General features: G+C 65.5%; 14 protein-coding genes and 1 tRNA gene. 2 read left to right on the forward strand and 13 right to left on the reverse strand.

From position 1 onward, the window contains the following. Positions 1 to 27 precede the first annotated feature (27 nt). The 5 genes from CAL25_RS18465 to CAL25_RS18485 all read right to left on the reverse strand — a co-directional run bounded on the left by CAL25_RS18465 (position 28) and on the right by CAL25_RS18485 (position 6,349). A complete protein-coding gene (locus CAL25_RS18465) occupies positions 28 to 387 on the reverse strand; it encodes a DUF3325 domain-containing protein (RefSeq protein ID WP_094802642.1) in 360 nt (119 codons plus the stop codon). Next, the gene (locus CAL25_RS18470) at positions 384 to 2,261 is read right to left on the reverse strand and encodes a PepSY-associated TM helix domain-containing protein (protein ID WP_094802644.1); all 1,878 of its coding nucleotides are present in this window, start codon (positions 2,259 to 2,261) and stop codon (positions 384 to 386) included. The genes CAL25_RS18465 and CAL25_RS18470 overlap by 4 nt, the downstream gene beginning before the upstream one ends. Before the next feature lie 2 nt (positions 2,262 to 2,263). Next, entirely contained in the window at positions 2,264 to 4,741 is a 2,478-nt protein-coding gene (locus CAL25_RS18475; protein ID WP_094802646.1) for a TonB-dependent siderophore receptor, read from the reverse strand. 124 nt (positions 4,742 to 4,865) lie between these two features. Then, entirely contained in the window at positions 4,866 to 5,846 is a 981-nt protein-coding gene (locus CAL25_RS18480) for a FecR domain-containing protein (RefSeq protein WP_094802648.1), read from the reverse strand. Beyond that, positions 5,843 to 6,349: a sigma-70 family RNA polymerase sigma factor gene (locus tag CAL25_RS18485; protein WP_094802650.1), complete on the reverse strand. Its 507-nt coding sequence runs from the start codon at positions 6,347 to 6,349 to the stop codon at positions 5,843 to 5,845. The genes CAL25_RS18480 and CAL25_RS18485 overlap by 4 nt, the downstream gene beginning before the upstream one ends. Before the next feature lie 254 nt (positions 6,350 to 6,603). Between CAL25_RS18485 and CAL25_RS18490 the strand changes: the two genes are divergently transcribed. Both CAL25_RS18490 and CAL25_RS18495 read left to right on the forward strand, forming a co-directional pair. Continuing rightward, entirely contained in the window at positions 6,604 to 8,160 is a 1,557-nt protein-coding gene (locus CAL25_RS18490; protein ID WP_094802652.1) for a sensor domain-containing diguanylate cyclase, read from the forward strand. Positions 8,161 to 8,362: 202 nt separating this feature from the next. Further along, positions 8,363 to 9,256 (forward strand): LysR family transcriptional regulator, encoded by an 894-nt coding sequence (locus tag CAL25_RS18495; RefSeq protein WP_094802654.1) that lies wholly within the window; start codon positions 8,363 to 8,365, stop codon positions 9,254 to 9,256. Positions 9,257 to 9,258: 2 nt separating this feature from the next. Here the strand turns inward: CAL25_RS18495 and CAL25_RS18500 are convergent, their stop codons facing one another. The 8 genes from CAL25_RS18500 to ppk1 all read right to left on the reverse strand — a co-directional run bounded on the left by CAL25_RS18500 (position 9,259) and on the right by ppk1 (position 18,888). After that, the gene (locus CAL25_RS18500) at positions 9,259 to 10,995 is read right to left on the reverse strand and encodes an IlvD/Edd family dehydratase (RefSeq protein ID WP_094802656.1); all 1,737 of its coding nucleotides are present in this window, start codon (positions 10,993 to 10,995) and stop codon (positions 9,259 to 9,261) included. Positions 10,996 to 11,014: 19 nt separating this feature from the next. Next, positions 11,015 to 12,025 carry a Bug family tripartite tricarboxylate transporter substrate binding protein gene (locus CAL25_RS18505; protein ID WP_094802658.1) on the reverse strand — a complete coding sequence of 337 codons (1,011 nt, stop codon included), beginning with the start codon at positions 12,023 to 12,025 and terminating at the stop codon, positions 11,015 to 11,017. Between the two features lie 432 nt (positions 12,026 to 12,457). Continuing rightward, positions 12,458 to 12,534 (reverse strand) — tRNA-Pro (locus CAL25_RS18510). Between the two features lie 45 nt (positions 12,535 to 12,579). Then, entirely contained in the window at positions 12,580 to 13,356 is a 777-nt protein-coding gene (gene pstB, locus CAL25_RS18515; protein WP_094802660.1) for a phosphate ABC transporter ATP-binding protein PstB, read from the reverse strand. Between the two features lie 59 nt (positions 13,357 to 13,415). Next, positions 13,416 to 14,270, reverse strand: coding sequence for a phosphate ABC transporter permease PstA (gene pstA, locus CAL25_RS18520; protein ID WP_094802662.1), 855 nt, complete (start codon positions 14,268 to 14,270; stop codon positions 13,416 to 13,418). Positions 14,271 to 14,295: 25 nt separating this feature from the next. Next, positions 14,296 to 15,306 (reverse strand): phosphate ABC transporter permease subunit PstC, encoded by a 1,011-nt coding sequence (pstC, locus tag CAL25_RS18525; RefSeq protein WP_094802664.1) that lies wholly within the window; start codon positions 15,304 to 15,306, stop codon positions 14,296 to 14,298. A 141-nt stretch (positions 15,307 to 15,447) separates the two neighbouring features. Continuing rightward, the gene (pstS, locus tag CAL25_RS18530) at positions 15,448 to 16,494 is read right to left on the reverse strand and encodes a phosphate ABC transporter substrate-binding protein PstS (protein WP_094802666.1); all 1,047 of its coding nucleotides are present in this window, start codon (positions 16,492 to 16,494) and stop codon (positions 15,448 to 15,450) included. Between the two features lie 318 nt (positions 16,495 to 16,812). Further along, positions 16,813 to 18,888 carry a polyphosphate kinase 1 gene (gene ppk1 / locus CAL25_RS18535; protein WP_094802668.1) on the reverse strand — a complete coding sequence of 692 codons (2,076 nt, stop codon included), beginning with the start codon at positions 18,886 to 18,888 and terminating at the stop codon, positions 16,813 to 16,815. Between the last annotated feature and the right edge of the window lie 238 nt (positions 18,889 to 19,126).

Raw genomic sequence — 19,126 nt, forward strand, 5'->3', positions numbered from 1 at the left:
ATGCCCTATATCGGACTCGGCCGCGCCTCAAGTCGCTACGAAGCGGGCCACCACGGCGAGCGCCAGCCCCGTGACCGCCGCCGCGCAGGCCGTGCCGACCAGGCGGTTCGGCCGATAGCTCAGCATCATGGCCACGCCGAGCGCGCCGCAGGACAGCATGCCCAGCCACACCAGGCTGCCTACGGCGGTGCCCCAGCCCTGCAGGCAGGCCGCCAGGCCCGCCATCCCGAGGACGGCGGCGCCGACGCGCAAGGTGAGCCTCAGCGTCGGGGTCGTGCTGGGCTCGCCGCTCACCTGCTCGTAATGCCTGTCCATGGCAAGCGCCAGACAGCTGAAGCCCGCGAAGCACCACATCAGGGTGCTCAGCGCGGCGATCGAGGTATTCATGCCGCCCCCATGAGCCGCACGGCGAGCGCCAGCACGGCGGTCGAGACCAGCACGCCCAGCCAGCCGCGGCGCGCGCCGAAGACCCACAGCGCCGCCAGCGCATACAACAAAAAGCTCAGCAGGCTGCCCACGACCACGCCGAGCGCCGGCGTCACCACGCCGAGGCGTGCCATGGCCTGTGCCAGCGCCGTCGCGGCCACCGCCGAGCAGCCGTACCCGCCGACGATGGCGCAGACCACACGCCCCGCCACGCGCCAACGGTGCCCGGCCGGGGCCGCCACGATGCGGCCGGCCTTGGGCGGCACCCAGCCCCCTCGCCGCAGACGGCGCGCGAGCAGCGCGAAGCCTGCGCCGAACAGCACCACGGTGACTTCCACCATCGCGGACGGCCACTGACCCGCCAGCGCATACGCGAACGCGTGCTGGCCGGTCGTGACGGCATTCACCAGCGGCAGCAGCAGACACAGCAATGCGCTTACCGCGAACTGCTCAACCCAGGCGCGCTGCACGGGCCGCAGCAAAGCATGCACAAGGCTCGCGAGCCACAGCGCGAAGAAGGCCTTGATCTCCCAGGCGTCGCGGCCGGGCAGCGCCGCGGGCAGCAGACGATTGGCATGGAAATAGCCGATACAGGCAAGGCACGCCCCCGCGATCGCGGCCACGTTGAGAGATTCGGTCAGGCGATAGAAGACGGGCGTGAACACCCCGAACTCGCTCTCGCCCCGGTTGCGCCGCTTGAGCGTGTACAGCACGGCGCCGGTCGCCATCATCAGCGTGCCCGCCAGTCCGCACAGAAAGTAAAGCCATCGGATGGTCCAGCCGCCGTAGCGCGCCAGATGCAGGCGTTCCATCACCTCGTGCGCGGCATCCGCGGGCTCGGCCCCGGCACGCTGCACGGCCGTGAAGGCGCCGCCCCCGCCATCGAGGAAGGCGCGCCCCGCCGCACCGCTCAGTTGCCGGAGCTCGGCCGCGGGGTCGGGACGCGCATACACGCCGACGCGTTCGCGTGCCTGGCCGGGCCGCTCGACCATGACCATCCGCGCCGGGCTGCCGATCGCCCGCTCGGCGGCATCCAGCACCACGCCGAGCTGTTCGCGCACCGGCGTGCCCGCCACATAGGCGGGCCGCGCCGGCAACGGCTCGGACGCGTCCGGCGTAACCGCAAGCGCCAGCTCGGCCGCCCATCGCCCCGCCCCGTTCTCGCCGTACAGGGTCTGTAGCGGCGCCGGCATGTAGCTCGTATAGAAAACGGCCAGCCCGGTGTACGCGATCATCAACTGGAACGGCAGCGTCAAGACCGCCGACGCATTGTGCCCGTCGAGCCAGGCGCGCTGCCCCCGGCCCGGCCTGAACAGAAAGAAGTCCTTGAAGATGCGCTTGTGCACCACCACGCCGGAGATCAAGGCCACCAGCATGCCGACGGTCAGCCAGCCGACGAGCCAGAAGCCGAACCCCCCGCCATAGAGCGTGTAGTGCAAGGTCATGAAGTGCCGGCCGCCCTCCGTCTTGCGGCCCCACGGCCCCTGCAACAGTTCGCCGCTGCGCGGATCCATGGCGGCGTCGTGCGTGACGCCATCCTGGCCGCGCCAGAACAGGCGCATCGCCTGCCCGGACTCGCCGGGCAGCTCGATGCGCCAGAAGCGCGGACTCGGATCCTGCGCGGCCAGGTGGCGCGAGGCCGCCGCGAGCACGGCATCCCGGGACAGCGTTGCCGACGCCTCGGGCAGCGCCGGCTCGGCGCTCATCCACGCGGTGATCGGTGCGCGAAAGACGCTGATGCTGCCCGCCAGAAAAATCAGGCACAGCAGCCACGCGCACACCAGTCCGCACCAGGTATGCAGCCAGCTCATGCGCTGGCGCAGGCCCGCCTTCATCGTCAGAACGTGCCGCGCAAGGTCAGCATCGCATTACGCGGCTCGCCGTAATGGATGCCGTTGACCATGTTGCCCACTGCCGCGTAATAGGTCTTGTCGAACAGGTTGTTGACGTTCAGCGTGGCCGCCCAGTTGCGGTTGATCTGGTACTTGGCGTAGGCATTCCAGACGGCACGGCCGCTGGCATTGGCCGTGAGCGCGCCCACCTGACGCGATTGGCCGCTCTGCACATTCACGCCGCCGCCCACCGTGAACGCGTTCCACTCGCCCGGCAGCTGATAGGTGCTCCAGAGCCGGAAAATGTGCTTGGGCGTGTACCAGGCGAACGACATGCCCTCGCTGCTTTCATCCTTGATGTACTTGGTGGTGTTGAAGGTGTAGCCGGCGTAGAGATTCCAGCCGCGCGTGAGCTCGCCACTGATCTCGGCGTCGAAGCCCTGGCTGCGCACCTTGCCCGAGTCGGTATAGCAGTAGTAATCGGCCGCGCAGGTGGGACTGCTGTTGAAGTCCACCTGCGCGCGATTGCTCTGGTCGATGCGGAAGATGGCGAACGCGGTGTTCACCCGGCCGTCCAGCAGCTCGCCCTTCAGGCCCAGCTCGTAGTTCTCGCCGATGATGGGCTTGAGGCTCTGGCCGGCCGCATTCACCGCGCTCTGCGGCTGGAAGATGTCGGTGTAGCTGGCGTACGCGGTCCATTGCGGCGTCAGGTCCAGCAGCACGCCGGCATAGGGCGTGAAATGCGTGTTCTTCTGGGCCGTCTGACCGCGCGTCAGCACGCCGCCGGTGGTCGTGTCGGTATCCCAGAAGCGCGCGGAGCGGCTGAAGCGGCCGCCGAGCACCAGCTTGAGCGGGTCGGCCAGATGCAGACGCGTCGTACCGTAGAAGCCCAGCTCTCGCGCGGAACCGATGCGCAGCTCGTTGGTGCCGGCCCGGATCGCGTCGCTCGACGGCTCCGGCAGATCGGGATCGAAGCGAAACGCGTTGAAGCTGTGGTAATTCAGCAGGTACGAGTAGCCGGTATCGATGCGGTTGTGCGAGTAATTGGCGCCCAGCACCACCTCGTGCGCGCGGCCGAACGCATGCACCTTGCCCACCAGGTTGGCGTCCAGGCCCGAGGTGTCGATGTCGGCCACCGTGCGGGCCACATTGACCAGCGCCATCTGCGTGACCGGATTCACGGCGCGGCTCGAGGTCGTGTACTTGAGATACTGCTTTTCCTTCACATAGGCGCCGGTCACCTTGACGCGCCAATCGTCGTTGAAGGCATGCGTGAAGTCGGCGTAGAAGCCATCGTTGCGCGTCTCCTGCCGGTTCCAGTTGGCGCCGTAGCTGGTGGAGCGTTTGAAGCCGACCTCCTCGCCATTGGCGTAGCGGGGCAGGCCCGACAGCGACGGCCGGCCGCGCAGGTCTTCGTGGCTATAGCCCAGATTGATCTGCGTGCGCGGCGTGATGTCGTACTCGATCGTGCCGTAGAAGGTGGTGTTCTGCATGTCCACCCGATCCACGAACGAGCGGTTGTCCTGGCGATCGACCAGCGCACGGCCGCGCAGGCTGCCCTCTTCGTTGAGCACGCCGCTGCCGTCGAGCTGCAGACCGTAGCGGTCCCAGCTGCCGGCCTTGGTCTCGACCATGAAGCGATCTTCGGCGAGCGGACGCTTGCGCACCAGGTTGACCGCACCACCCGGCGAGCCCGACCCCTGCAGCAAGCCGGCCGCGCCGCGCAAGACCTCGACACGGTCGTAGAACGCCGTGCCGCCCGAGTAGTTGCTGGCGCGGCCGTACATGCTGCGTTCCAGCGGCACACCGTCGTACTGGATGACGCTGCCCTCGAAGCCGCGCGAATAAAAGTATTTGCCGCCTTGCGGGCTTTGCTGCAGCGTGACGCCGGTCGTGTTCTCGAGCGCGTCGTACACCGAAGTGAGGTTCTGCTCATCCAGGCGCTGACGCGTCACCACGCTGACCGACTGCGGCAGCTCGCGCAAGGTGGTCTCGCCCTTGCCGATGGTGACGGCGGGCGTCGTGTACGAGCCCGTGCCCTCGGTCATCAGGCGGAATTCCTGGCCGGTCACCGTGACCGGCTCCAGCGTGGCCGCACCGCCCGACGCCGCGCGCCGCACGGCAAACCCGCCCCCGGCCAGACGCGCCCCCTCGAAGCCGGTGCCCGCGAGCAGTGCGCCGAGGCCGCGTCCCGCCGTCCACCGGCCCTGCAGCCCGGGGCTGCGCAGGCCGTCGACCTGGCCCGCGTCGAACGACACATTCACGCCCGCGACACGGGCGAACTGGTTCAGCACCTGATCGAGCGGCCCCGCGCCGATGGCGAAAACATGCTCGGCTTCCTGCGTGGCCGCCGTGGCCTGGGCATGTGCCGCGGGGGCATGCCAGAGGGCGGCGGCGCCGCACAGCGCCGTGGACAGCGCGACAGACAAAACGGTCGGGACGGGCAGACGGCGTGCCAGCGGATGGAGACGAGCGGAGGTCATTGCTTCTTCTTGAAAGGGCCAGGTTGAGAGACTTCTTTCCCTGTAGGCCGGTCAAGAACTCGGATCCCCTCACTTTTTCCGAAAATATTTTTCGCAGGGCTGCGCTGCCCCGCATGCGCCGATGTCAGGCCGGCATCACCGTGACCCAGTAGCGCGTCCAGTAGCGCAGGCGGATCGGCAGCGTCTGGGCCAGGAATTGCAGCGCCTGATCGACGTCGTTGACGTGATACGTGCCCGAGACGCGCAGATCGGCCACCTCCGGCGCGCAGCGGATGCGCCCGTGGCGGTACCGCCCCAGCTCGGCCAGCAGATCGGCCAGCCGCATGTTCTTGCCCACGATGGCGCCGTCCACCCAGGTGTCGGGCGCCATCACCGGCGCGGCCTCCTGATGCGCGCCCATGCGTGCCAGACGCCAGGCCTGTCCGGCCTGGGCCACCACCGGCTCGCCGCCTCCCGCGGGCCGCAGGGCCACGGCATCCTGCTGCACACTCACGCGGGCGCTATCGTCGTCCAGCCGCACCACGAAACGCGTGCCCAGCGCCTGCACCACGCCGAACGGCGTGCGTACCAGGAAAGGCCGCTTTTGCGGCGAGGCCGCGTCGGCGCCGGTCTCGATGTAGACCTCGCCGCGATGCAGGGTCAGCACCCGTTCGGCGCCCCCCATCTCCACGCCGACCGCGCTGTCCGTGTTGAGCACGAGCAGCGTGCCGTCGGCGAGCGTCAGCCGCTCGCGACGGCCCACCCCCGTGCTGACGTCCGCCAGCACGCGCTGCCAGGGCGTCTGTTCGCGCACCACCCAGCCGGTGCCGAGCAACCCGCCCGCCAGGACCAGGCCCTTGAGCACCGCGCGCCGCTGCTGCCGGCGCGCCGCGTGCGCGCCGCCCATGGCGGTCAGGGTGTCGAGCGCCAGGCGCTGCGGCACGGCGGCGAAATCGGCGTTCAGGGATTGCATGCGCGACCACGCGCGCTCGTGCACCGCCGCCGCCTTGCGCCAGCGCTCGAAGGCCGCACAGGTGGCGGAATCAGGGGTACCGAAATGGAGCTTCACCGACCAGGCGATGGCTTCGTCGACGACCGCGGACGGGATGGGCGCGAGCTCGCTCATGCTTCACCGAACCGATACGCATAGCACTGCCGCAGGCCCGCCGCCACATAGCGCTCGGCCGTGGCGAGCGACACCCCTAGCCGCTGCGCGATCTGCGGGCAGCTCATGCCTTCGAGTTGCGCCCACAGAAACGCCTCCCGCACCTTGGGCTTGAGCGCATCCAGCATCTGGTCGATCTTGATGAGCGCCTCGAGCACCAGCATCCGGCTCTCGGGCGACGGCGCGAGCTCTTCGGGCGTGCGCGCCAGCACATCGAGCCAGGCGCGCTCGAGCTCACGGCGGCGCCAGTGGTCGACCAGCAAGCCGCGGGCGATCGTGCTCAGATACGCCCGCGGCTCGCGTGTCTCGACCGCGGCCGGCCGGCGCAGCAGCCGCACGAACACATCGTGCGCCAGATCGGCGGCTTCGCACGAATTGCCCAGTTGGCGGCGCAACCAACCCTGCAACCACCCATGGTGGTCCGCATACAGCGTCTCGACTCGGTCTTGCGTCGTGGGGGGCATCGCAGCGCTTGCAAATGATAATTATTATTAATTTTAGTGAAGAGACCGGACGCAGGCAAGGCATCCGCGCGGTGCCGCCGCGCTACGCGCTACCGGAAGTCGAAGCGACGACGGCCGCCGGCGGTCTCGCACAAACGCGGCTGAACGGCCTTGGGCTAGGGTAATTGCCCAAATTGACCGACATGAATGTGCGCTACGCTGCCTGCCAGAGATCGATCTCAGACACATTCCAGCGCAGAGGAAACAGCAGGCTCATGCACAGATTCGATGTCAAGTCCGTGGGCCTGCGAGGGCTCATGCTGAGTCTGGTGCTGGTCGCCGTCCTGGCCACCCTCGCCAATTGCCTTTCCGTCGCCTACAGCGTGCAACGCGATGCCCTGGTCCGTTCGGCGATCGACGCCAATCGCGCTTACGCGTTCAAGACGGCCTCCAGCATCAGCAAGTTCCTCAGTTCGGTGCAGGAGCGTCTCGCCTTCAGCAGCGCGTTGCTGGGCGCCGACTTTTCCAACGCGGCGCTGCGCGAGACCGAGGCCAGGCGGCTGCAGATTCAGGATTCCGAGCTGGATTCGGTGGTGATCATCGACGCGCAGGGGCGCGTCGTGCAAACCTATCCTGCCCTGCCCACGCTGCAAGGCACCGTGATCCGCTCCCCCGAGCTGACCCAGGCCCTGCGCGAGCGCAAGCCCGCGATCAGTCACGCCTACCGCGGCCAGACCGGCAACCTGCTCGTTTTCGTGTCGTGGCCCATCCACAGTCCCACCGGCGAGTTCCTGGGCGTAGTCGGTGGCTCCGTCTATCTCGAACAGCACGGCGTGCTGCACTCGCTGATCGGCGAGCACCAGTTCCAGACCGCCTTTGCCTTCGTGGCCGACGACAATCACCGCCTGCTCTACCACCCGGATCATCGACGGATCGGTGAAGTGCTGTCCTCGAGCGCTACGGTGGATGCCGCCCTGCGCGGCGAAGCGGGCGGGATGGAAGCGATCAACTACCAGGGCATCCCCATGCTGGCCGGCTTCGCCGAGGTGCCGAACGCGCGTTGGGCCGTCGTGACGCAACAGCCGCGCGAGGAAGCGCTGGCTCCGGTGAAGGTGATGATGCGCGACATGCTGATCGGCATGATTCCGGCCGGTGTGGTCGGCCTGGCGGTGATCTTGTTGGGCGCAATGCTGATCACGCGCCCCTTGCGCCAGCTGTCCGATCAGGCGACGCATCTGGCCGATCCCGAGGCCGCCACGCGCATCAACGCGATCCGCGCCTGGTACGCCGAGGCGGCGGCGATCCGGCAGGCGCTGATCGCCGGCGTCCAGTTACTGCACCAGAAGATCACCGGCCTGCGACGGGCCGCCGACACCGACCCGCTGACCGGACTCGCGAACCGCCGCGCCATGAATGCGGCGCTGGCGCAGTGGGATGACAACGGTCAGCCGTACGCCCTGCTCGCGCTCGACATCGATCACTTCAAACGCGTCAACGACACCTTCGGCCACGACGTCGGCGACGTCGCGCTCCAGCATGTGGCCGCTGCCATCGCCGACAGCGCCCGCGACAACGACCTGCCCTGTCGCGCGGGCGGCGAGGAATTCTGCCTGCTGCTGCCCAATGCCAACCTGGACGCCGCCCGGCGCATCGCGGAGCGCATTCGCGCGCGCATCGCCGACATGCCGATCGAGGGCGTGGGCAACCTGACCATCTCGATCGGCGTGGCCGCCACATCGGCCGGCACGCCGGCGGCGGCCGCTATCCTGAAGCGGGCCGACGAGCACCTGTACGAGGCCAAGCGCCAGGGCCGCAATCGCGTGGAAGGGTGAGCCGCTGCTTCCATCCACAGGGGCTTTTTCTGTTTCCTGGCGCGCTGCAGCCAGTTCAGGGGCCATCATGGGTTTCAGCCTCGATGCTTTAGCATAGGGGCAATTGGCGCGACAAGCCTGCAGCTTTCGCGGCCGGGCTCGTAGCGGTTCGTGCGATCTTCAATCTGAAGTTACTCCCTCCAGGGCGAGAGCCCGGCGCATCATGGACATAAAGTGCATGCAAAGCTTCGTCGAGGTCGTCGAAGCCGGTTCGTTCGCCGAAGCGGCGCGCAAGCTCGACCTGACCTCGGCCGCCATCGCCGCCCGCATCAAGGCGCTGGAGATGGACCTGGGCGTAGCACTGGTCAAGCGATCGGGCCGCTCGGTCAGGCCAACCGAAAGCGGCATGCGGATTCTGGAAGGCACCAAGGCGGCCATCCGGAATATCCGTGACCTGCGCGCCATTGCCATCGATGGGGACCAGCCCGGCGAGTTCCGCATCGGTTGCTTCGTCTCGGCGCTCACGAACGTGCTGCCCCACATCCTCAAGTCCCTGTACCGCCGGCATCCGGATGCATCGGTGTTCGTTACGCCGGGCGGCTCCATCGACCTGTGCGCCAAGGTGGTCAACGGAGAGCTCGATGCGGCGATCGTGGTGGAGCCCCAGTTCTCCGTGCCTAAAAGCTGTCTCTGGCAGCCGTTCATGGAAGAGCCGCTGGTCGTCGTGGCCCCTTCCCATCTTGCCGGGCAGGACGCCCACACCCTGCTGTCGACCCAACCCTTCATACGCTATGACCGGAATATCTATGGCGGTCAGCTGGCGGACCGCTATCTGCGCGATCATCAGATCTGGCCGAAACAGCGCCTGGAGATCGACGGCCTGCTTGCCATCGTCGCCCTGGTGCACGAAGGCCTGGGCGTCGCGCTGATTCCGGACTGGTCCTCCATGTGGAAGTCGCTGGATGTGGCGCGCATCCCCCTGCCCAACCGCGCTCCCGTGCGCAGGAACGGCCTGATCTGGAACACCCGCGGCCATCACGCCAAGATGGCCGCGTCGATTTCCCAGGACGCCCGCGCCATTTTCGGGGGCCTGGAAGAACGCGAGGCAAAGGAGTAGCCCTACTTCGGTTTGGCTGGCACGCCGCGCAGGAAATCAAAATCGACGCCCTTGTCGGCCTGAGTCACCGTATCCAGGAAGAGCTTTTTGTAGCCGCGCTCGGCCGTGGGAGGCGTGACGGGCTGCTCGCGGCGGCGGCGTTCCAGCTCTTCTTCGGGGATCAACAGGGAAATTTCCCGCTGGCTGACGCTAAGCCGTATGCGGTCGCCGTTGCGCACATAGGCCAGCGGCCCGCCTATGGCGGCTTCCGGCGTGACGTGCAGCACAATGGTGCCGAAGGCGGTGCCGCTCATGCGGCCGTCCGATATCCGGATGATGTCCTTCACGCCCTGAGACGCCAGTTTCTTCGGGATAGGGATGTAGCCCGCCTCCGGCATGCCGGGCGCCCCCTTCGGCCCGATGTTCTTCAGTACCAGTATGTCCTGCGGCGTGACGTCCAGGTCCGCGGCGTCGATACGGCTCGCCAGGTCCTCGGCGTTCTCGAACACCACGGCGCGCCCTTCGTGTTCCATCAGCGCGGCATTGGCAGACGACTGCTTGATGATGGCGCCTTCGGGCGCCAGGTTGCCCGACAGCACGGCGATCCCTCCCTGCGGATAGATCGGGTCCTGCCTTGTCTTGACCACGCTCTGCGTGAACCCCGGTCCCGCGCGCTCGATCTCCTCGCCAAGCGTCCTGCCGGTCACCGTCAGCGCATCGAGCTTCAGCAAGGGCTTGAGCTCGCGCAGCAGCGTGGCCATGCCGCCAGCCTTGTGAAAGTCTTCCATGTAGTGCTGGCCGGAAGGCTTCAAGTCCACCAGAACTGGCGTCTCGCGGCCCATGCGGTCCAGCGCTTTGAGGTCCAGGTCCAGGCCCAACCGCCCGGCGATGGCGGTGAGATGGATGATGCCGTTCGTCGATCCTCCTATGGCCAACAGCACCCGCATCGCATTCTCGAACGCATCCGCGGTAAGGATCTTCGAGATGCGCAGGCGTTGCCTCGCGATTTCGACGGCCTGCGCGCCGGTGAGTTCGGCGATGCGCATTCGGTCCGCCGTCACTGCGGGAGGCGAGGCGCCGCCAGGCACCGTCATGCCCAGCGCTTCGGCGATGCACGCCATGGTGCTTGCGGTACCCATGACCGAACAGGTGCCCACGCTGGCCACCAACTGGTTGTTGACGTCGGCGATCTCCTGGTCGTCGATCTCCTCGGCCCGGTACTTGCCCCAGTACCTGCGGCAATCCGTGCATGCGCCGACTCGTTCAGAGCGATGCGACCCCGTCAGCATCGATCCCGTCACCAGCTGGATCGCAGGAATGTCCGCGGAGGCGGCGCCCATCAGCTGGGCGGGCACGGTCTTGTCGCATCCGCCTATCAACACCACCGCATCCATGGGCTGCGCGCGTATCAGCTCCTCGGTGTCCATGGACATGAGGTTGCGCAGGTACATGCTCGTGGGAAAGGAGAAGCTCTCGTGGATGGAGATGGTCGGGAAGTCCATCGGCAGCCCGCCGGCGAACATGATGCCGCGCTTGACCGCTTCCAGCAGCTGCGGCGCATTGCCATGGCAGGGGTTGTAGGCGCTGCCCGTGTTGGCGATGCCGATGACGGGCCGATCCAGCGCCCCGTCCGTATACCCCGCACCTTTGATGAAGGCCTTTCTCAGGAACAGCGAGAATCCGCTGTCGCCGTAGCTGGTAAGGCCCTTGCGCAGGCCGCTAGCCTCGTCCTGCGCCGCCCCGTTAGTTTTCTTGCTCATCTTGTTCGGCTGCTTCCAGTTACTTTGCGGTGATGCCACCGTCGCGGATGACCTTGGCCCACTGCTCGATTTCCGCGTTCAGGCGCGCCTTGGAGGCATCGACGTCGAGCGCGTCGGCGTAGACGCCTTGCTGCAGCAGCTGGGCCTTGGCATCGTCCTTGGCCAGCGCAGTCACCAGCGCTTTGTTGATCTTGGCGACGATGGGAGCCGGCGTGCCCGCCGGCGCCATGACGCCAAAGAGCGAACTGACGTTGAAGCCGCTGAAGCCCTGCTCCTCTGCGGTCGGGACGTCCGGCAGCATCGACACGCGTTGCGGCGTCAACACGGCCAGCGGACGCAGCTGGCCGGACTTGATAAAGGAGATCGCGGCCGGGACCGTCTCCGTCATCGTCTCCACCTGGCCACCGACCAGGTCGGTCATGGCCGGGCCGCTGCCGCGGTAAGCCACGTGCACGATGTTGACGCCCGTGATCTGCTTGAACAGTTCCATGGCCATGCGCTGGGGAGCGCCGGCGCCCGATGAGGCGAAGTTGAGTTTTCCGGGTTTGGCTTTTGCGTAGCTCACGAGCTCGGCCAAGGATTTGATCGGCAGCTCGGGATTGACCACCGCCACCAGCGGGACGAAACCAACTACCCCGACCGGCGCAAAGTCTTTGCGCAGGTCGTAAGCAATGGTGTCCTTTTCCAGGGTCGCCATGACCGAGTGCGAGGTCAGCGCCCCCATCAGGAGGGTGTACCCGTCAGGCTGCGCGCGCGCCACTTCGGCAGCGCCGATATTGCCGCCCGCCCCGCCCCGGTTCTCGATCACGACCTGGCCCCCGATCTGCTCGCTCAGGCGCTGGCCTACGATACGTCCGATGACGTCGGTCGCGCCGCCGGGCGGGTACGGGATGATCAGGCGAATGGGCTTGCTGGGATAGGTGTCGGCAGCCTGCGCGGATGCATGACCGGAAACGGTGAACGCAGCGGCCGCGATGAACGCAGCCGCCGCGATGTGTATGCGCTTGCGCGCGGCATTCTTACAGAACATTTTTGTCTCCCGATGCGTTCTTATGGCCTTAAAGCTCTAGGCGCATGTTCGCAAACTATCGTCCGGGAAAAGAAAAAAAAATTTATGTTCTGTCCAAAAAATCTCTACGCTCGGAGGCGGAGCCGGTCAGGCAAGTCCCAGCAATCTTTCCGTTTCCCGGGCCAACGCGACCAACCGCGGGCCGATGTCAGCCCCCAACCCACGGGATGGGCCTGATGGGCCCGAAGCGCAGCGAAAGCGCCCGCCCACCCGAACCCGGCAGAGACCCGGCAAGTCCCGAAATGCGCTGCTGCCACCGAGTGCACATCCTTGCCTTGATGCCGCCTGAACTTGCTCACCCCAACTGCAAGTTCGTTGTCCCATATGTTGTCCCATATGCCCAGCAAAAAAAAAGGTTAGCTCAACAACATTGAGCTAACCCTTTGATTTTATTGGTCGGGGCGGTGGGATTCGAACTCACGACCCTCTGCTCCCAAAGCAGATGCGCTACCAGGCTGCGCTACGCCCCGAAGGACCGAAACTATACCAGATCGGGGTGGGCGGCTGTACTGCGATCAGCCGAAGCGGCCTGTGATGTAGTCCTCGGTTTCTTTGCGCGAGGGCTTCACGAAGATCTGGTCGGTCGCGCCGAACTCCATCAGCTCGCCCAGGTACATGTAGGCGGTGTAGTCGGAGCAGCGCGCAGCCTGTTGCATGTTGTGGGTCACGATGACCACGGTGTATTCATGCTTCAGTTCGGCGATCAGCTCTTCGATCTTGGCGGTCGAGATCGGGTCCAGGGCCGAGCAGGGCTCGTCGAGCAGCAGCACTTCGGGCTTGATGGCCACGCCGCGCGCGATGCACAGACGCTGTTGCTGGCCGCCCGACAGGCTGTTGCCGTTCTGGTGCAGCTTGTCCTTCACTTCGTTCCAGAGCGCGGCCTTGGTGAGCGCCCATTCGACGCGCTCGTCCATTTCGCCCTTGCTCAGTTTCTCGAACAGACGCACGCCGAAGGCGATGTTGTCGTAGATGCTCATCGGGAACGGCGTGGGCTTCTGGAACACCATGCCGACCTTCGCGCGGATCAGCGAGATATCGGTCTTGGAGGTGAGCAGGTTCTCGCCGTCGAGGAGGATTTCGCCCTCGGCGCGTTGGCCCGGATAGAGTTCGAACATGCGATTGAAGGTGCGCAGCAGTGTCGACTTGCCGCAGCCGGACGGACCGATGAAGGCCGTGACCTTGTTTTCGCGGATCGACATGTTCACATTGCGGATCGCATGAAACTTGCCGTAGTAGAAGTTGAGGTTCTTGACCTCAAGCTTGGATTTGACGGCGGTAGCGGTGTTTTCCATTTGACTTTCCTTGGTGCCGGCGGCGGGTCGTGTTGCCCCCGCCGGCGGGCGTCGATGAATTACTTGCGGAACAGGTTACGGGCCAGGATGTTGATGCCAAGCACCAGCAGCGTGATCAACGTGGCGCCGGCCCAGGCCAGGTCATTCCAGTCCTTGAAGGGGCTGGCGGCGTATTGGTAGATCACGACGGGCAGGTTGGCCATCGGCGCGTTCATGTTCCAGGACATGAATTGGTTGGACAGCGCGGTGAACAGCAGCGGCGCGGTTTCGCCGGAGATGCGGGCCACCGCCAGCAGGATGCCGGTGATGATGCCGCTGCGGGCAGCGCGGTAGCACACCAGCGTGATCATGCGGTACTTCGGGCAGCCCAGCGCGGCGGTCGCCTCGCGCAGGCTGTTGGGCACCAGCAGCAGCATGTTGTCGGTCGTGCGCACCACCACCGGAATCACCAGGATGGACAGCGCCAGCGCACCGGCCCAACCCGAGTAGTGGCCCACCTGCGCCACATACACGGCGTAGATGAACAGACCGATGATGATCGACGGCGCCGACAGCAGCACGTCGTTCAGGAAGCGCGTGGCCGGCGCGAGCCAGCCGCGCTGGCCGTACTCGGCCAGGTAGGTGCCGGCCAGGATGCCGATCGGCGTGCCGATGAGCGTGCCGATGCCGGCCATCATCAGGCTGCCCACCACCGCGTTCAGCAGACCACCGGTCTGGCCCGGCGGCGGCGTGATCTCGGTGAAGAGCGCGAACGACAGCGCGGGCGCGCCTTTCGTCAGCAGCGTCAGGATGATCCAGAACAGCCAGAACAGGCCGAACACGAGCGCGCCCAGCGAGACCGTCAGCATCAGGCGATTGATGATGCGGCGGCGCTGGTACACGCTGTTGTGCATGGAGAGGGCGGAGTAAGCCATGAGTCGTCTTCTCGGTACGTGGGCGTCAGGTCTTGGTGCCTTCGCTGGCCGACAGGCGAACCAGCATCACCTTGGCGATGGCCAGCACGACGGTCGTGATCAGGAAGAGGATCAGGCCAAGCTCGAGCAGCGCGGACTTCTGAATGCCACCGGCCTCGTTGAATTCGTTGGCCAGTGCCGAGGCGATCGAGTTGCCCGGTGAGAACAGCGACTCGGAAAAGCGGAACGCGTTACCGATCACGAACGTGACCGCCATCGTTTCGCCGAGCGCGCGGCCCAGGCCCAGCATGATGCCGCCGATGACACCCGAACGCGTGAACGGCAACACCACTTTCCACATCACTTCCCAGGTCGTGCTGCCCAGGCCGTAAGCCGACTCTTTGAGCAGCGGCGGCACCAGTTCGAACACGTCGCGCATGACCGCCGCGATGAACGGGATGATCATGATCGAGAGAATCAGGCCGGCGGTGAAGATGCCGATACCGAACGGCGGCCCCGCGAACAGGCCGCCGATCACCGGCAGGCTGCCGAGCGTGGCGATCAGATAGGGCTGCACGTAGACCTGGAACACCGGCACGAACACGAACAGGCCCCACATGCCGTAGATGATCGACGGGATGGCGGCCAGCATTTCGATGGCGGTGCCGAGCGGACGGCGCAGCCACGTGGGCGAGAGTTCGGTCAGGAAGACGGCGATGCCGAACGACACGGGCACGGCGATGATGAGCGCGATGGCCGAGGTCAGCAGCGTGCCGATGATCGGCACGACCGCGCCGAAGTTCTGATTGACGGGGTCCCAGTCGTTGAGCCACAGGAACGACAGGCCATACTTGGCGAGCGATTCGCGGCTACCGTAGATCAGGGAGACCATGATCGCCGCCAGCAGAATGAACACCAGGAAGGCGAACAGGCGGGTCAGGTTCTTGAAAAGCGCATCCATCAGCGCGTTATTGCTAGGCTTCATAGGCGAAGGCGTACCGGTTGTGGAGTCCGCCCGTTTGGACAGCGGCACACTATTATCCATTACCGCGCTCATGGAAAGGCTTTCCTGTAGTTGCTCTGTCGTTGCTGCACGCGCTGCACAAGGAACAGCGACAAGGTCTTCTGGGCACGCCGGCCGGTGTGACCCGGCCGGCATTTCGTGCCGGCCGCCCGAGGGCGGCCGGTCACGCGGGTATTACTTCGACGTGTAGACCGGCTTGCCGTCGGCGCCCTTCACTTCTTGCCAGGCGGTACGGATCTGGTTCGTCACGGCGTCGGGCAGCGGCACGTAGTCGAGCGCTTCAGCCGACTTGGCGCCATTCTTGAAGGCCCAGTCGAAGAACTCGAGCACGGCCTTGCCTTGCGCCGGCTTGTCCTGATTCTTGTGGATCAGGATGAAGGTGGCGGCGGTGACGGGCCACGACTCGGCACCCGGCTCGTTGGTCAGGACCACACCCATGCCAGGCGCGCTCTTCCAGTCGGCGTTGGCGGCAGCGGCGGCGAAGGCCTTCTGCTCGGGCTGCACGAACTTGCCATCGGCGTTCTGCAGTTGGGTCCAGGCCAGCTTGTTCTGCTTGGCGTAGGCGTATTCGACGTAGCCGATCGAGTTCTTCAGCTGGCCGACGTAGGCGGCGACGCCTTCGTTGCCCTTGCCGCCCTGACCGGTGGGCCACTTCACGGCCTTGCCTTCACCGACTTGCGACTTCCACTCGGGCGACACCTTCGAGAGGTAGTTCGTCCAGCCGAAGGTCGTGCCCGAACCGTCCGAACGGTGCACCACGACGATGTCGGTCGAGGGCAGCTTCAGATCGCCGTTCAGCGACTTGATGGCCGCGTCGTCCCACTTCTTGACCTTGCCGAGGTAGATGTCGGCCAGAACCTTGCCCGACAGCTTCAGTTGGCCCGGGGCCACGCCGTCGACGTTCACGACGGCCACGGTGCCACCGATCACGGCCGGGAACTGGAGCAGACCACTCTTCTCGAGGTCTTCCGCCTTGAGGGGGTCATCCGAAGCGCCGAAATCGACCGTCTTGGCCTTGATCTGTTGCTGGCCACCGCCCGAACCGATCGACTGATAGTTCACGGCGTTGTTGGTGGCTGCCTTGTAATCCGACGCCCACTTGGCGTAGATCGGGTACGGGAACGATGCGCCGGCGCCGGTGATGTCGGCGGCTTGCACGGCGAAAACAGCGGCGCTCAGGGCGACGCCGAGGGAAACTTGCTTGAAGACACGGTTGAACATTGAGGGTTCCTTCTGTGCTCGTTTAAAGAGGTCCTGCAGGCTTTCTGAGGTCGCCTGTCTGGGCACGGAACGAATGGTAGAGCCTCAATATGACGGGATAGTGACAGTCATAAACGGCGGTCAAAATGAATGAAAATTTTCATTCGCAGCCCGGGGCCACATGCGGCGCGCGGGTAAAAAGCGCCGAATTACGCGCAATTTCAGGCAAATCCGCGCAAGAAAGCGGCCCGCCCGAGCGGCGGCGTCCGATCCGCCCCTATTCACTTCAATGACAAAGGGCCGGCAATGCCGGCCCGGTTTTTTGCGCTCGCGCGGCGGTCAGCCGCCGAGCTTGTGCATCAGATGATCGTGCAGATCGAACGGCTCGCGGCGGCTGCGCACGCGGGCGTAGCTGCCGTCCGGCAGTCCCTGCCAGGAGAGCTGGTTGTCGCGCAGGGCATACGTGAAGGCCTCGTCGATCACGCGCTTCTTGAGCGTCTTGTCGTAGATCGGGAACGCGATCTCGACGCGGCGGAAGAAGTTGCGGTCCATCCAGTCGGCCGACGAAAGATAGACCGTCTCCGCGCCGTCCGCGTAGAAATAGAACACGCGCGAGTGTTCGAGGAAGCGCCCGATGATGGAACGCACCTTGATGTTCTCCGACAGGCCGGGCACACCGGCGCGCAGCGCGCACACGCCCCGCACGATCAGATCGATCTTGACCCCGGCCTGGCTGGCCTTGTAGAGCTCTTCGATCACCTGCTCTTCCAGCAGCGAATTCATCTTGGCCATGATGCGGGCCCGCTTGCCGGCCTTGGCCGCCTTCGCCTCGGCGCGGATCAGGTGCACCATGCCTTCGTGCAGCGAGAACGGCGACTGCAGCAGCGACTTGAGCTGACGCCGCGCGCCCAGGCCGGTGAGCTGGCCGAAGACCTTGTCCATGTCTTCGCACAGACGCGGATCGGCGGTGATGAGGCCGAAGTCGGTGTAAAGCCGTGCCGTGCGGGGATGATAGTTGCCGGTGCCCAAGTGCGCGTAACGCCGCAGGCGGCCACCTTCGCGGCGCAGCACCAGCGCCATCTTGGCGTGGGTCTTGTGCGCGACCACCCCGTACACCACATGCGCGCCCACCTCTTCGAGGCGGGCGGCCCAGTTGATGTTGGTCTGCTCGTCGAAGCGCGCCATCAGCTCCACGACCACCGTCACTTCCTTGCCGGCACGTGCGGCCGCCAGCAGGATCTGCATCAGCTCGGAGTCTTCGCCGGTGCGGTAGATGGTCTGCTTGATGGCCATCACATCCGGATCGCGCGCGGCGGCGGTCAGGAACGAGATCACCGGCTGGAACGATTGATAAGGATGGTGCAGCAGCTGATCGCGCTCGGCCACGGCGGCAAACAACTCGGCGGGCTTGTCGCTCACCTCGTCGAACGGCGCCGGCACCGGCGCGTGGTACGACGGGAACAGCAGGTCGGGCCGGGTATTGGTATTGCAGATCTGCATCAGGCGCGACAGATTCACCGGGCCGCTCACGCGATAGGTGTCTTCGGGCTTGAGCGAGAACTCGCGTTGCAGATAGGCCTCGAGATCGGGCGGCGTGAGCTTGTCGATCTCCAGGCGCACCGCGGCGCCGAAGTTGCGCTGCGACAGCTCGCCCTGCAGCGCGTGACGCAGGTTCGTGACTTCTTCCTCGTCGACGAACAGGTCGCTGTTGCGGGTGACGCGCCACTGATAGCAGCCCAGCATCTCCAGGCCCGGAAACAGCTCGCCCACGAAGGCGCGCAGCAGCGAAGTGAGCAGGATGTAGCCATCGGGATGGCCGGAGATTTCCGGCGGCATCTTGATCAGGCGCGGCAGCGCGCGCGGCGCCTGCACCACGGCGATCGAGGCCTGGCGGCCAAAGGCATCGGCACCCGAGAGGGCAACGATGAAGTTCAGGCTCTTGTTGTAGACGCGGGGAAACGGGTGGGCCGGGTCCAGACCGATCGGTGTGAGCAGCGGCATCACGTCGCGGTTGAACACCTCGAGCGCCCACGCCGACTGTGCCTCGTTCCACTCCGAGGCGTGGTGCAGCACGATGCCTTCGGCCTGCAGACGCGGCAGGATCTGATCGTTGAGCAGGTCGTACTGGCGCTGCACCAGCGCGTGCACCCCGCTCTGCACCTCGTTGAACGCCTCGCGCAGCGTGCGGCCGTCCACGCCGACCACGTCCGGATCCTGGCGCTTCTGCTCTTTCAGGCTCGAAATCCGGATCTCGAAAAACTCGTCGAGGTTGGAGCTGACGATGCACACATAGCGCAGGCGTTCGAGCAACGGCGTCCGCGGGTTTTCGGCCATCGCCAGCACCCGTTCGTTGAATTTCAGCAGCGAGAGTTCACGATTGAGGAGCAGCGGCTCGGTGGACGAACGAGTGGACATACCGGATTCCATGGCAAAAATAGCAGCTTCGGTTTTTACTGCAAATTCGTGACGGTTCCATGACACTGCACCCGCGGCTCGCGGGGCCTTCGGAGTTGCGTCATGATATGTCTGCGCGCATCTAGCGTACGCCAAATGCGGGACATATGACAGTTACGTTTTTCTTGTCATGGAAATCGCATCTACGGACGGAGCTGTCATATGGGGTCTCTATAATGGCCGGCACTTCAAGTCATCA

Origin of the sequence: Bordetella genomosp. 5 (assembly GCF_002261315.1) — a bacterium.
Classification (GTDB): domain Bacteria; phylum Pseudomonadota; class Gammaproteobacteria; order Burkholderiales; family Burkholderiaceae_B; genus Bordetella.